Origin of the sequence: Enterobacter sp. AG326 (genome assembly GCF_004362415.1) — a bacterium.
Taxonomy (GTDB): domain Bacteria; phylum Pseudomonadota; class Gammaproteobacteria; order Enterobacterales; family Enterobacteriaceae; genus Enterobacter; species Enterobacter asburiae.
On record NZ_SNXG01000003.1, the window covers coordinates 472654 to 486245 of the forward strand.

Consider the following 13592-nt stretch of genomic DNA (forward strand, 5'->3'; position numbering starts at 1 on the left):
AGCATGACAACGAACTATATTTTTGTGACCGGCGGGGTCGTATCCTCTCTGGGTAAAGGCATTGCCGCAGCCTCCCTCGCAGCCATTCTTGAAGCCCGTGGCCTCAATGTGACCATGATGAAACTGGATCCGTACATCAACGTCGATCCGGGCACCATGAGCCCAATCCAACACGGGGAAGTGTTCGTTACTGAAGACGGCGCTGAAACCGATCTGGATCTTGGCCACTACGAGCGTTTCATCCGCACCAAAATGACCCGTCGTAACAACTTCACGACTGGCCGCATCTACTCCGACGTTCTGCGTAAAGAGCGCCGTGGTGACTACCTGGGTGCAACCGTTCAGGTTATCCCGCACATCACTAACGCAATCAAAGAACGCATTGTTGCGGGTGGCGAAGGCCACGACGTGGTGCTGGTTGAAATCGGCGGTACCGTGGGTGATATCGAATCCCTGCCATTCCTGGAAGCGATTCGTCAGCTGGCGGTAGATATTGGCCGTGAGCACGCGCTATTCATGCACCTGACCCTGGTGCCGTACATGGCCGCCGCTGGTGAAGTGAAAACCAAGCCGACTCAGCACTCTGTGAAAGAACTGCTCTCCATTGGTATTCAGCCAGATATCCTGGTTTGCCGCTCCGATCGCGCGGTTCCGGCGAACGAACGTGCGAAAATTGCATTGTTCTGTAACGTGCCTGAAAAAGCCGTTATTTCAATGAAAGATGTCGATTCCATTTATAAAATCCCGGGCCTGTTGAAATCTCAGGGCCTGGACGATTATATTTGTAAACGATTCAGCTTGAACTGTCCGGAAGCTAACCTGTCTGAATGGGAACAGGTTATTTATGAAGAAGCCAACCCGGCAGGCGAAGTGACTATCGGTATGGTCGGCAAGTACATTGAACTGCCGGATGCCTATAAGTCAGTGATCGAAGCACTGAAACACGGTGGTCTGAAGAACCGTGTTTCCGTGAACATCAAGCTGATTGATTCGCAGGATGTTGAAACGCGTGGCGTTGAAATCCTGAAAGATCTGGATGCTATCCTCATCCCTGGCGGCTTCGGCTACCGTGGTGTTGAAGGCAAGATCGCCACCGCGCGCTATGCGCGTGAAAACAATATTCCATACCTCGGCATCTGTCTGGGTATGCAGGTTGCGCTGATCGAATTTGCGCGCAACGTAGCGGGAATGGAAAACGCGAACTCTACGGAATTTGTGCCAGACTGTAAGTACCCTGTTGTGGCGCTTATCACTGAATGGCGTGACGAAGAAGGTAACGTCGAAGTCCGTACCGAGAAGAGCGATCTGGGTGGCACCATGCGTCTTGGCGCACAGGCCTGCCAGCTGTCTGACGATAGCGTGGTTCGCAAGCTGTATGGCGAGCCGGTCATCACCGAGCGCCATCGTCACCGCTATGAAGTCAACAACATGTTGTTGAAACCTATTGAAGCCGCGGGCCTGCGTGTTGCGGGCCGCTCCGGGGATGATCAGTTAGTCGAGATCATTGAAGTGCCAAACCATCCGTGGTTTGTCGCCTGCCAGTTCCACCCGGAATTTACTTCAACGCCACGTGACGGGCATCCGCTGTTTGCAGGCTTCGTGAAGGCCGCCAGCGACTACCAGAAGCGTCAGGCGAAGTAAAAAAAGTTAGAACGGCAACGCGTACCTTTGGTACGCGTTGTTTGTCTGGAGTTTTAGTTTAACTTGTACTGAGGAAAATCTAATGTCCAAAATCGTTAAAGTCATCGGTCGTGAAATCATCGACTCCCGTGGTAACCCGACCGTTGAAGCCGAAGTTCACCTGGAAGGTGGTTTCGTTGGTATGGCTGCTGCTCCATCAGGCGCTTCTACTGGTTCTCGCGAAGCGCTGGAACTGCGCGATGGCGACAAATCCCGCTTCCTGGGCAAAGGCGTACTGAAAGCGGTTGGCGCTGTAAACGGTCCTATTGCTCAGGCAATCCTTGGCAAAGACGCCAAAGACCAGGCTGGCATCGACAAGATCATGATCGATCTGGACGGTACTGAAAACAAATCTAACTTCGGTGCGAACGCAATCCTGGCAGTTTCCCTGGCGAACGCCAAAGCGGCTGCTGCTGCGAAAGGTATGCCACTGTTCGAGCACATCGCTGAACTGAACGGCACCCCAGGCAAATACTCCATGCCTGTACCAATGATGAACATCATCAACGGTGGTGAGCACGCAGACAACAACGTTGATATTCAGGAATTCATGATTCAGCCAGTTGGCGCGAAATCCCTGAAAGAAGCGGTACGTATGGGTTCTGAAGTGTTCCACAACCTGGCTAAAGTTCTGAAAGCTAAAGGTATGAACACTGCTGTGGGTGACGAAGGTGGCTATGCGCCAAACCTGGGTTCTAACGCAGAAGCACTGGCTGTTATCGCAGAAGCAGTAAAAGCTGCTGGCTACGAGCTGGGCAAAGACATCACCCTGGCGATGGACTGTGCAGCATCTGAATTCTACAAAGACGGTAAATACGTTCTGGCTGGCGAAGGCAACAAAGCGTTCACCTCCGAAGAGTTCACTCACTTCCTGGAAGACCTGACCAAACAGTACCCAATCGTGTCTATCGAAGACGGTCTGGACGAGTCTGACTGGGCTGGCTTCGCATACCAGACTAAAGTACTGGGCGACAAAATCCAGCTGGTTGGTGACGACCTGTTCGTAACCAACACCAAGATCCTGAAAGAAGGCATCGAGAAAGGCATCGTTAACTCCATCCTGATCAAATTCAACCAGATCGGTTCTCTGACCGAAACTCTGGCTGCGATCAAAATGGCGAAAGACGCTGGCTACACCGCTGTTATCTCTCACCGTTCTGGCGAAACTGAAGACGCTACCATTGCCGACCTGGCTGTGGGTACCGCTGCAGGCCAGATCAAAACCGGTTCTATGAGCCGTTCTGACCGTGTTGCTAAATACAACCAGCTGATTCGTATCGAAGAAGCGCTGGGCGAAAAAGCACCATACAACGGTCTGAAAGAGATCAAAGGCCAGGCATAATTGCTTAAGCCTTAAAATGAAAATGCCAGTCGAATGACTGGCATTTTTTTTGGCTATTTAAAATCGACCGCCATTTGCTCCGGAATGGTCAGCCCCTGTGTGGTTTGCACGCAGCGGGCGATGTAATCCGTAAACCGGGGTGGCTTCGGCATCCCCATGCTCAGCAGCTTATCGTTGCTGAAGCGCACGTTAAGCGTGGCAAACGCACCGTATAAACGCATGGCTTTCAGCATCAGACGTTCGTTGCACGGGCCAAAAATATGTTTCAGCTCGCGGCGCATTCTGACCAGCGTTTCGTAGCTGACCTGCGCATATTTATCCCCGACGGGGGCTTTCTCCAGCGCCTGCGCCATTGCCTGATCGATATCCGCAAAGCGAACGCTGTTCTCTTCTCCCGCAGAAATATGTACCACTTCTCCCGGACGAGCATTGCTGTTGAGCAGCATTAACATCGCGTCGGCGCAATAATCCACCGGAACAACGTCGATCCTGTCTTCCATTGAGCACATAAACTTCTGCAGCATCAGGCCCATGCTAAAGACCCAGAAAATGCTGCTCGACGGCGTGCAGCCGTGACGGGTATGGCCGACGACGATGGACGGACGGGCGATGAGCAGCGGCAGGTTCGGACACTCCTGGCGCATCAGCTGTTCGATGGTTGACTTCGAAAACGTGTATTCCACCAGGTGTTCTGCATTCTCTCTGAATTCAGCGCTTTCGGCGACCAGTGAATCCTGCTCCGGCGTGCATGACATTGCTGTGCCGACGTGGAGGAAACGCTGCAGTCCTGCGACCTGCTCCATACGGCGCGCCAGCGCGAGCGTACCTTCAACGTTGACCTTCCAGATCAGCGGGTTATTACCAAATGAGGCGACGGCCGCACAGTTAACCACGTGCGTGACCCGATCCAGACGAGGATCGTTGAGAAAGGCTTCAGGCTGGCTAAGGTCGCCAATCAGGATATTATCCACCTTCAGGGAGGCCAGTTTGTCCTCGGGAACGTTGAACTTGCGCATGTTCTCCAGCACGCGTTCCAGCCCGCTCTGCGGATCGCTGGCGCGCGCAAGCAAAAGGAGTTTTGCGGGTTGATCGCTGGTCAGGATTTTTTCAAGAACTGCACCGCCCAGAAATCCGGTCACGCCTGTAATCAATAACATCTTCATTAATACCGTCTCATTATGATTGATGAGGCGGATTGTAGGCGTGCAAAAGTAAACGGCATTTAAATAATAAAACGCCGAAATCAATGGCGTCTTAAGCTTATTTTAAGGAAAGGAAATCCGGTGGAGATATTGGACATTATCGCAAGGGTAAAAATTCACTCTATTAAAATTTAAATTTTAACTTGTTGAATTTAAACATTTTTATGGAGTCAGAACCGAATGGTAAACGTAATTCAAAATGTAATAAATATAATAATTTGTTACACCAAACATTTATCGAATAAATGTTTTAAATACCACTTAACTCAAATCAGACAACATAAGTCGCAGGCCGATTTATTTAGCCTGCGAATTATTTTCAGAGCAAAAGGGGAAGCGTGGCGCTGGCGGTTTGTTGACTAACGTCGCCGTAATGACCATCCAGCGCAATCATGGACGTGGTCAACAGCTCGACCAGCAGCATGACTCCAACCTTAGCATTGAGCGCGCCTGCACTTAGAGGGCCTTCTGGTTTGGCGGCAACCAGCTGCATGTCGCTTAGAGAGGCCAGCGGGCTGCGGGGCGTATTGCTGAGCGCAAGAACCTTAACGCCGCGCTTGCGGGCAAGCTTCACCACGTGGAGTAAATCCCGCGTTGAACCCGAGCTGGAGATGGCCACGACCAGCGTATCTTTCGAAAGCGTTGTCGCATTCATGGCCGCGCGGTGCATATCGCTAAACAGCTGTGCGGGTTTGCCCAGCCGCAGCAGCTTGTAATGCAGATACTCCCCGAGGATCGCGCTGGCCGCAACGCCATAAATCTGCACGGATTGCGCCTGATGCAGCGCCAGCGCCGCTTTTTCAAGCAGCGTGCGGTCGAGGAGTCTGGCGGTATCCTGCAAAGCCTGAACCGACTCATCCACGACGTTATCAATCTCATCCCCCGCCTGACGCGCGGGCTGGCCCTGCTGAATATCCAGCGCAAGCGCCATTTTAAATTCGTTATAGCCCTTGCAGCCCAGCGTCCGGCAAAGGCGCGTGACGCTTGCCTCGCTGGTGTGGCTCTCGCGCGCCAGTTCAGTGATCGTCAGGTAGAGCACCCGGCCAGGATCGCTGAGGACAAACTCGCCGAGTTTTTGTTGCGTTGGGCTGTACCCGGAAGCCTCCTGGCGGAGCTTCAGCAGCAGATTTTCATGGTCCGACATGCCACGTCCTTAATGTGTTTCGCTGCGACTAGTGTGGCGGAAAGGAGGGGAAAGATGCCAGTCATTTTAAAAAAGTATGATCGGCTTCCTGGTTTTTGATGATAATTTTCACTGCATGTAATTTGTATGGTAAAAATTTTCATCGCTTAATGGGGAGATGAAAAAAATGATGCAAATGTTCAGTGGCGCTTCTTCGGGGGGATGGTTTGAAAAAGCGCAGCGCTTTGGTAAATCCTTTATGTTGCCCATCGCCGTGCTGCCCGCGGCGGGTCTGCTGCTGGGGATAGGCGGCGCGTTATCGAATCCCAATACGCTGGCGGCTTATCCGTTTTTAGACGTGGGCTGGCTTCAGGCCATTTTCACCATCATGAGCAGCGCCGGTTCAATCGTGTTTGCAAACCTCTCGGTGCTGTTTGCGGTTGGGGTTGCCGTCGGGTTGGCAAAAAGCGATAAGGGCACGGCTGGGCTGGCGGCGCTGCTCGCGTTTCTGGTAATGAATGCCACCATCAACGCGCTGCTGATCCTCACCGGCAAACTGGCGCACGAGAACCCGGGCGCTGTGGGGCAGGGCATAACGCTGGGGATCCAGACGCTGGAAACCGGCGTGTTTGGCGGCGTGGTGATTGGTCTGGTGACCTGCACGCTCCATCATCGGTTTAATAAAATTGCGCTTCCGCAGTTCCTCGGGTTCTTTGGCGGCTCGCGCTTTGTTCCCATAATCAGCTCGCTGGCGGCGATACTTGTCGGCGCGCTCATGACCGTGATCTGGCCGCATTTCCAGAAACTGATTTTTGGTCTTGGCGGACTGGTGGATGCCACCGGCTATCTGGGCACCCTGCTGTACGGCTTCATTTTACGCATGCTGGGCCCGTTTGGTTTGCACCACATCTTCTATCTGCCGTTCTGGACTACCGCGCTCGGCGGCAGTGAGATTGTTAACGGTCACCTCGTCGAGGGCACACAGCGGATCTTCTTCGCCCAGCTGGCCGACCCGAACACGCAGCATTTCTATGAGGGCACGTCGCGCTTCATGTCCGGGCGCTTTATTACGATGATGTTTGGCCTGCTCGGCGCGTGTCTGGCGATGTACCACACGGCAAAACCGGAGAACAAAAAGCGCGTTGCCGGGCTGCTGCTCTCTGCGGCGTTAACCTCGTTCCTGACCGGGATTACCGAGCCTATCGAGTTCTCCTTCCTGTTTATTGCGCCGGTGCTTTACGTCATTCATGCGCTGTTTGACGGGCTGGCGTTCATGCTCGCGCACATGCTGCATATCACCATCGGGCAAACCTTCTCCGGCGGTTTTATCGACTTCGTGCTGTTCGGCATTTTGCAGGGGGAGGCCAAAACCAACTGGATGTTCGTTCCGCTGGTGGGCGTGCCGTGGTTCTTCCTTTACTACTTCACCTTCCGCTATCTGATTAACCGTTTCGATTTTGCCACGCCGGGTCGGGAAAAGGAGGCGATGGCCAGTGAAGTGACCTTCTCGCAGAGCGAGCGCGCCGTTGCAGTGATCGCGGGATTAGGCGGAAAAGAGAATCTGGAAGAGGTGGACTGCTGCGCCACGCGGCTTCGCGTCACGGTGAAGGACGGCAGCAAAGTGAATGATGCGGCGCTGAAAGCCACCGGCGCGCGCGGCGTTATCGTGCGCGGTAACGGTGTTCAGGTCATTTATGGCCCGCACGTCACGATTATCAAAAACGAAGTGGAAGAGATCTTATCGTAATGAAAACTGTACTGGATAACCTGAAGGGAAAGCTGGTCGTCTCCTGTCAGGCGCTGGAGAATGAACCGCTGCACAGCCCGTTTATTATGTCGCGGATGGCGCTGGCGGCGGCGCAGGGCGGAGCCGCTGCCATTCGTGCCAACAGCGTGGTGGATATCGAGGCCATTAAGCAGCAGGTCTCTTTGCCTGTTATCGGCATCATCAAACGGGATTACCCGGAAAGCGAGGTGTTTATCACCGCCACGATGAAAGAGGTGGATGAGCTCATGGCCGCCTCTCCGGAAATCATTGCGCTTGATGCGACGGCGCGCGAGCGTCCCGGTGGAGAATCCCTGGAAACGCTGGTCGCGCGCATCCGCTCGCGCTACCCCTCGGTACTGCTGATGGCGGATATTTCCACCGTGGGCGAAGCCGTGACGGCGCAGGCGCTTGGCTTTAACTGCGTCGGCACCACGCTTTACGGCTATACGGCGGAAACGGCGGGCCATTCGCTTCCGGAAAATGACTGCGCGTTCCTGAAGGCCGTGCTGGCCGCCGTGACGGTTCCCGTGGTTGCCGAAGGCAACGTGGATACGCCGGAACGCGCGGCCAGATGCCTGGCGCTGGGCGCGCATACGGTGGTCGTCGGCGGCGCGATCACCCGTCCACAGCAAATTACCGAGCGTTTTATGGCGGCGATTGGCGCGCAAAGCACCGATGGAGCATGACCATCCGGCGGGGATCTGCGATACTTATCGTTTATCCCCTTTACTGAGATGACTATGCAGTACCCGATTAACGAGATGTTCCAGACCCTGCAAGGCGAGGGTTACTTTACCGGCGTTCCCGCTATTTTCATTCGTTTACAGGGATGCCCGGTTGGCTGTGCCTGGTGTGATACCAAACATACGTGGGATAAGCTCGCAGATCGGGAAGTGTCGCTGTTTAGCATACTGGCGAAAACCAAAGAGAGCGATAAGTGGGGCGCGGGCAGTTCAGAAGATCTGCTGGCCATTATTGGTCGTCAGGGCTGGACGGCGCGCCACGTGGTGATCACCGGCGGTGAACCCTGCATCCACGATCTGACGCCGCTGACCGAGCTGCTCGAAAAGAACGGCTACAGCTGCCAGATTGAAACCAGCGGCACCCATGAAGTTCGCTGTTCACACACGACCTGGGTGACGGTATCGCCAAAAGTGAATATGCGCGGCGGGTATGACGTGCTGTCTCAGGCGCTGGAACGCGCGGATGAGATTAAGCACCCGGTAGGGCGCGTGCGTGATATCGAAGCGCTGGATGAACTGCTGGCCACGCTGACGGATGAAAAGCAGCGCGTCATTGCGCTACAGCCGATCAGCCAGAAAGACGACGCGACGCGCCTGTGCATTGAAACCTGTATTGCGCGCAACTGGCGCCTGTCGATGCAGACGCATAAGTACCTGAATATTGCATAAAAAAGCCCGGTGGCGCTAGCGCTTACCGGGCCTACGGTTCGAGGCTCTTGTAGGCCGGGTAAGCGTCAGCGCCACCCGGCAAGCATCACTCCCCGCGATAGATACAGCCAGCGGTACAGGTCTCTTTGATCATCACCGCGCTCAGCAGCGGCACCAGCGGCTTAATCTGATCCCAAATCCATTTTGCCAGCACTTCGCTGGTCGGGTTCTCAAGGCCCGGGATATCATTCAGATAGTAATGATCCAGACGATCGTAGGTCGGCTTAAACGCCGCCTTCAGCTCGGCAAAATCCATGATCCAACCGGTATGCGGATCAACTTCACCGGTGATCTCAAGACGCACCATGAACGAATGCCCGTGCAGACGGCCGCATTTATGCCCTTCTGGGACATGCGGAAGGTGGTGGGCGGCTTCGAAGGTGAAATCTTTAAACAGTGTGGTGGACATGATCGCTCTCAGTAATGCGGAAAAAACCGCCGCATAGTACCGGAAAGCACAATTTTTAGCATTAACTAAAACGGCTCTGAAGCCAGGCGTCTCGTTAACAGGCGTTTTTTATTGTTTTTATCGATAATTTTCAGAGAGTTAATTAATCGGTTTTATCGTTAAGTATGACAACTAAAACAGGTTAGTCCATTTGGTTATTTATTATTTCCATCCCTTCTTTAATTGTTATTATCCTCGCCGTTAACCTTATCTTCAGTTTGGATTTATTCGCTTAAAGTCCGCTTGGCTACTGGAACATAACGACGCATGACAACACAGGCCCCACCTTCAAATTTGCTTCCCCTTAATCCGGAGCAACTGGCGCGCCTTCAGGCTGCCACCTCTGATTTTTCTCCCACTCAGCTTGCCTGGGTCTCCGGTTATTTCTGGGGAATGCTCAATCAGCAGCCTGGCGCTGTGGCGGGTGTACCGGCAACGGCCGTTGAAATTCCGGCCATTACCCTGATTTCCGCCTCGCAGACGGGCAATGCGCGCCGCGTGGCCGAAGCGCTGCGTGACGACCTGCTGGCCGCCAAACTGAACGTGAACCTGGTCAACGCCGGCGATTATAAATTTAAGCAAATCGCGTCAGAAAAACTGCTGGTGGTGGTCGCCTCTACGCAGGGTGAAGGTGAACCTGCTGAAGAAGCGGTGGCCCTGCATAAGTTCCTGTTCTCGAAAAAAGCGCCGAAGCTGGATGGCACGGCGTTTGCCGTATTTGGCCTTGGCGATACCTCGTATGAATTCTTCTGCCAGTCCGGTAAAGACTTCGACAGCAAGCTGGCGGAGCTGGGCGCGGAGCGCCTGCTGGACCGCGTTGACGCGGATGTCGAATACCAGACCGCCGCCGCCGAATGGCGTGCCCGCATCGTTGAGGTGTTGAAAGCGCGCGTGCCGAAAGAGACGTCGGCGCAGGCCGCCTTCACCGCGACGGGTGCCGTCAACGACATTCACACCAGCCCGTACACTAAAGAGGCGCCGCTGACGGCGAGCCTGTCGGTGAACCAGAAAATTACCGGCCGCGATTCGGAAAAAGACGTGCGCCATATCGAAATCGATCTCGGCGACTCTGGCCTGCGCTATCAGCCGGGCGATGCGCTGGGTATCTGGTATCAGAACGATCCGGCGCTGGTGAAAGAGCTGGTTGAGCTGCTGTGGCTGAAGGGTGACGAGCCCGTCACCGTTGACGGCAAAACCCAGCCGCTTTCAGAGGCGCTGCAGTGGCATTTCGAACTGACGGTGAATACCCCTAATATCGTCGAAAATTATGCCACCTTAACGCGCAGCGAATCCCTGCTGCCGCTGGTGGGCGACAAAGCGAAGCTGCAGCATTACGCCGCGACGACGCCAATTGTCGATATGGTGCGTTTCTCTCCGGCTCAGCTGGATGCCGATGCGCTGATCGGCCTGCTGCGTCCGCTGACCCCGCGCCTGTACTCCATCGCCTCTTCGCAGGCCGAAGTGGAGAGTGAAGTGCATGTTACCGTCGGCGTGGTGCGCTACGACATTGAAGGCCGCGCCCGTGCGGGTGGGGCATCAAGCTTCCTGGCAGATCGCGTGGAAGAAGAGGGCGAAGTGCGCGTCTTTATCGAGCACAACGACAACTTCCGCCTGCCTGCGAACCCGGAAACGCCGGTCATCATGATTGGCCCAGGCACCGGCATTGCGCCGTTCCGCGCCTTTATGCAGCAGCGCGCGGCAGATGAAGCGCCGGGTAAAAACTGGCTCTTCTTCGGCAACCCGCACTTTACTGAAGATTTCCTCTACCAGGTTGAATGGCAGCGCTATGTTAAAGAAGGCGTACTGACCCGCATCGATCTGGCCTGGTCCCGCGACCAGAAAGAAAAAGTATACGTACAAGACAAACTGCGCGAACAGGGCGCAGAGCTGTGGCGCTGGATCAATGACGGTGCCCACATTTATGTCTGCGGCGACGCCAATCGCATGGCGAAAGACGTTGAGCAGGCACTGCTGGAAGTGATTGCCGAATTCGGCGGTATGGATGCCGAAACGGCGGATGAATTTTTAAGTGAGCTGCGCGTTGAGCGCCGTTATCAGCGAGATGTCTACTAATGAGCGAAAAACATCCAGGGCCACTGGTGGTCGAAGGTAAACTGACAGACGCCGAGCGCATGAAGCTGGAAAGCAACTATCTGCGCGGCACCATTGCTGAAGATCTGAATGACGGTCTCACCGGCGGCTTCAAAGGCGACAACTTCCTGCTGATCCGCTTCCACGGTATGTACCAGCAGGACGATCGCGACATCCGCGCCGAGCGTGCCGAACAGAAGCTGGAGCCGCGTCACGCGATGCTGCTGCGCTGCCGTCTGCCGGGCGGGGTGATCACCACCAAACAGTGGCAGGCGATCGACAAGTTCGCGGGTGAAAACACGATTTACGGCAGCATCCGCCTGACCAACCGTCAGACCTTCCAGTTCCACGGCATTCTGAAGAAGAACGTGAAGCCGGTGCATCAGATGCTGCACTCGGTCGGGCTGGACGCGCTGGCGACCGCCAACGACATGAACCGTAACGTGCTTTGCACCTCGAACCCGTATGAGTCCGAGCTGCACGCCGAAGCGTACGAGTGGGCGAAGAAGATCTCTGAGCACCTGCTGCCGCGCACCCGTGCCTATGCGGAGATTTGGCTCGATCAGGAAAAAGTCGCGACCACGGACGAGGAACCGATCCTTGGCCAGACCTATCTGCCGCGCAAGTTTAAAACTACTGTCGTGATCCCGCCGCAGAACGATATCGACCTGCACGCCAACGACATGAACTTCGTGGCGATTGCCGAAAACGGCAAGCTGATTGGCTTTAACCTGCTGGTGGGCGGCGGCCTGTCCATTGAGCACGGTAACAAGAAAACCTACGCCCGCACCGCGAGCGAGTTCGGCTTCCTGCCGCTGGAGCACACGCTGGCCGTGGCGGAAGCGGTAGTGACCACCCAGCGCGACTGGGGCAACCGCACTGACCGTAAAAACGCGAAAACCAAATACACCCTGGAGCGCGTGGGCGTTGAGACGTTCAAAGAGGAAGTGGAGCGTCGCGCAGGCATCAAATTTGAGCCGATCCGCCCTTACGAATTCACCGGTCGCGGCGATCGCATCGGCTGGGTGAAAGGTATCGATAATAAATGGCACCTGACGCTGTTTATCGAAAACGGCCGTATTCTGGATTATCCTGGCCGTCCGCTGAAAACCGGTCTGCTGGAAATTGCTAAGATCCATAAAGGCGAGTTCCGCATTACCGCTAACCAGAATCTCATTATTGCCGGCGTGCCGGAGAGCCAGAAGGCGAAGATCGAGAAGCTGGCGCGCGATCACGGGTTGATGGATGCGGTCAAACCGCAGCGTGAAAACTCGATGGCCTGCGTGTCGTTCCCGACCTGCCCGCTGGCGATGGCCGAAGCGGAACGTTTCCTGCCGTCATTCACTGACAAAGTGGAGGCGATTCTGGAAAAACACGGTATTCCGGACGAGCATATTGTTATGCGCGTTACCGGCTGCCCGAACGGCTGCGGTCGCGCGATGCTGGCCGAGCTGGGTCTGGTAGGTAAAGCGCCGGGTCGTTACAACGTGCACCTTGGCGGTAACCGTATGGGGACGCGCATTCCGCGTATGTACCGTGAAAATATTACGGAACCGGAAATTCTTGATTCCATCGACGAGCTTGTCGGGCGCTGGGCGAAAGAGCGCGAAGCGGGTGAAGGCTTCGGCGACTTTACGGTGCGTGCGGGCATCATTCGCCCGGTGCTCGATCCCGCAAGGGATTTCTGGGAGTAACCACGAGAGGTAACTATGTCCGTACTCGATCTAAACGCCCTTAATGACCTGCCAAAAGTCGAACGCATTCTGGCGCTGGCAGAAACCAATGCCCACCTTGAAAAGCTGGACGCCGAAGGGCGCGTGGCGTGGGCGCTGGAAAACCTGCCGGGAGACTATGTGCTGTCGTCGAGCTTTGGTATTCAGGCGGCGGTCAGCCTGCATCTGGTGAATCAGATCCGTCCGGACATTCCGGTGATCCTCACCGATACCGGCTACCTGTTCCCGGAAACCTACCAGTTTATTGACGAGCTGACGGACAAGCTCAAGCTGAACCTCAAAGTGTACCGCGCGACGGAAAGCGCGGCCTGGCAGGAGGCGCGCTACGGTAAGCTGTGGGAGCAGGGCGTTGAGGGCATTGAGAAATACAATGAGATCAACAAAGTTGAGCCGATGAACCGGGCGCTGAAAGAGCTCAATGCGCAGACGTGGTTTGCGGGGCTACGCCGCGAACAGTCCGGCAGCCGTGCAACCTTGCCGGTGCTGGCGGTCCAGCGCGGGGTGTTTAAAGTGCTGCCGATTATCGACTGGGATAACCGGACGGTGTATCAGTACCTGCAAAAGCACGGGCTGAAGTACCATCCGCTGTGGGACCAGGGCTATCTGTCGGTGGGCGACACCCACACCACGCGCAAATGGGAACCGGGAATGGCGGAAGAAGAGACGCGATTCTTTGGGCTGAAGCGCGAGTGCGGGCTACACGAAGGGTGATCCTTTATCCTCCCTCTCCCGGTGGGAGAGGGTTGGGGTGAGG

11 protein-coding genes are annotated in these 13592 nt (G+C 55.3%); 8 read left to right on the forward strand and 3 right to left on the reverse strand.

Annotated features, from left to right (window positions below; all coding sequences use genetic code 11):
• Window positions 1–3 precede the first annotated feature (3 nt).
• Together pyrG and eno are read left to right on the forward strand one after the other, a co-directional pair.
• Entirely contained in the window at window positions 4–1641 is a 1638-nt protein-coding gene (gene pyrG, locus DFO52_RS13725; protein WP_023309013.1) for a CTP synthase (glutamine hydrolyzing), read from the forward strand.
• Between the two features lie 82 nt (window positions 1642–1723).
• Complete coding sequence (gene eno / locus DFO52_RS13730) at window positions 1724–3022, forward strand: phosphopyruvate hydratase (protein WP_023309012.1); 1299 nt, start codon at window positions 1724–1726, stop codon at window positions 3020–3022.
• Between the two features lie 53 nt (window positions 3023–3075).
• Here eno and DFO52_RS13735 read toward each other — a convergent pair whose 3' ends face one another.
• Together DFO52_RS13735 and DFO52_RS13740 are read right to left on the reverse strand one after the other, a co-directional pair.
• Window positions 3076–4185, reverse strand: a complete 1110-nt coding sequence (locus DFO52_RS13735; protein WP_121932258.1) for an SDR family oxidoreductase — start codon at window positions 4183–4185, stop codon at window positions 3076–3078.
• 358 nt (window positions 4186–4543) lie between these two features.
• Complete coding sequence (locus DFO52_RS13740) at window positions 4544–5368, reverse strand: MurR/RpiR family transcriptional regulator (protein WP_045404171.1); 825 nt, start codon at window positions 5366–5368, stop codon at window positions 4544–4546.
• 166 nt (window positions 5369–5534) lie between these two features.
• Between DFO52_RS13740 and DFO52_RS13745 the strand changes: the two genes are divergently transcribed.
• From DFO52_RS13745 to queE, 3 genes are read left to right on the forward strand one after another with little or no spacing between them, the layout of a single operon-like run.
• Complete coding sequence (locus DFO52_RS13745) at window positions 5535–7094, forward strand: PTS transporter subunit EIIC (protein ID WP_133550569.1); 1560 nt, start codon at window positions 5535–5537, stop codon at window positions 7092–7094.
• Complete coding sequence (locus tag DFO52_RS13750; RefSeq protein ID WP_133550570.1) at window positions 7094–7801, forward strand: N-acetylmannosamine-6-phosphate 2-epimerase; 708 nt, start codon at window positions 7094–7096, stop codon at window positions 7799–7801. Before DFO52_RS13745 ends, DFO52_RS13750 begins: the two co-directional genes overlap by 1 nt.
• 54 nt (window positions 7802–7855) lie before the next feature.
• Entirely contained in the window at window positions 7856–8527 is a 672-nt protein-coding gene (gene queE, locus DFO52_RS13755) for a 7-carboxy-7-deazaguanine synthase QueE (RefSeq protein WP_023333236.1), read from the forward strand.
• A gap of 85 nt (window positions 8528–8612) precedes the next feature.
• Here the strand turns inward: queE and queD are convergent, their stop codons facing one another.
• Window positions 8613–8975, reverse strand: a complete 363-nt coding sequence (gene queD / locus DFO52_RS13760) for a 6-carboxytetrahydropterin synthase QueD (RefSeq protein WP_133550571.1) — start codon at window positions 8973–8975, stop codon at window positions 8613–8615.
• A 306-nt stretch (window positions 8976–9281) separates the two neighbouring features.
• On the opposite strand from queD, the gene cysJ reads away from it, so the two are divergent.
• Genes cysJ through cysH form a run of 3 tightly spaced genes read left to right on the forward strand, consistent with a single transcriptional unit; the run spans window position 9282 to window position 13549 of the window.
• Window positions 9282–11087, forward strand: coding sequence for an NADPH-dependent assimilatory sulfite reductase flavoprotein subunit (gene cysJ / locus DFO52_RS13765; protein WP_133550572.1), 1806 nt, complete (start codon window positions 9282–9284; stop codon window positions 11085–11087).
• Window positions 11087–12799, forward strand: a complete 1713-nt coding sequence (cysI, locus tag DFO52_RS13770) for an assimilatory sulfite reductase (NADPH) hemoprotein subunit (RefSeq protein WP_029741545.1) — start codon at window positions 11087–11089, stop codon at window positions 12797–12799. The genes cysJ and cysI overlap by 1 nt, the downstream gene beginning before the upstream one ends.
• A gap of 15 nt (window positions 12800–12814) precedes the next feature.
• Window positions 12815–13549 (forward strand): phosphoadenosine phosphosulfate reductase, encoded by a 735-nt coding sequence (cysH, locus tag DFO52_RS13775; RefSeq protein WP_023308999.1) that lies wholly within the window; start codon window positions 12815–12817, stop codon window positions 13547–13549.
• The last annotated feature ends 43 nt before the right edge of the window (window positions 13550–13592 follow it).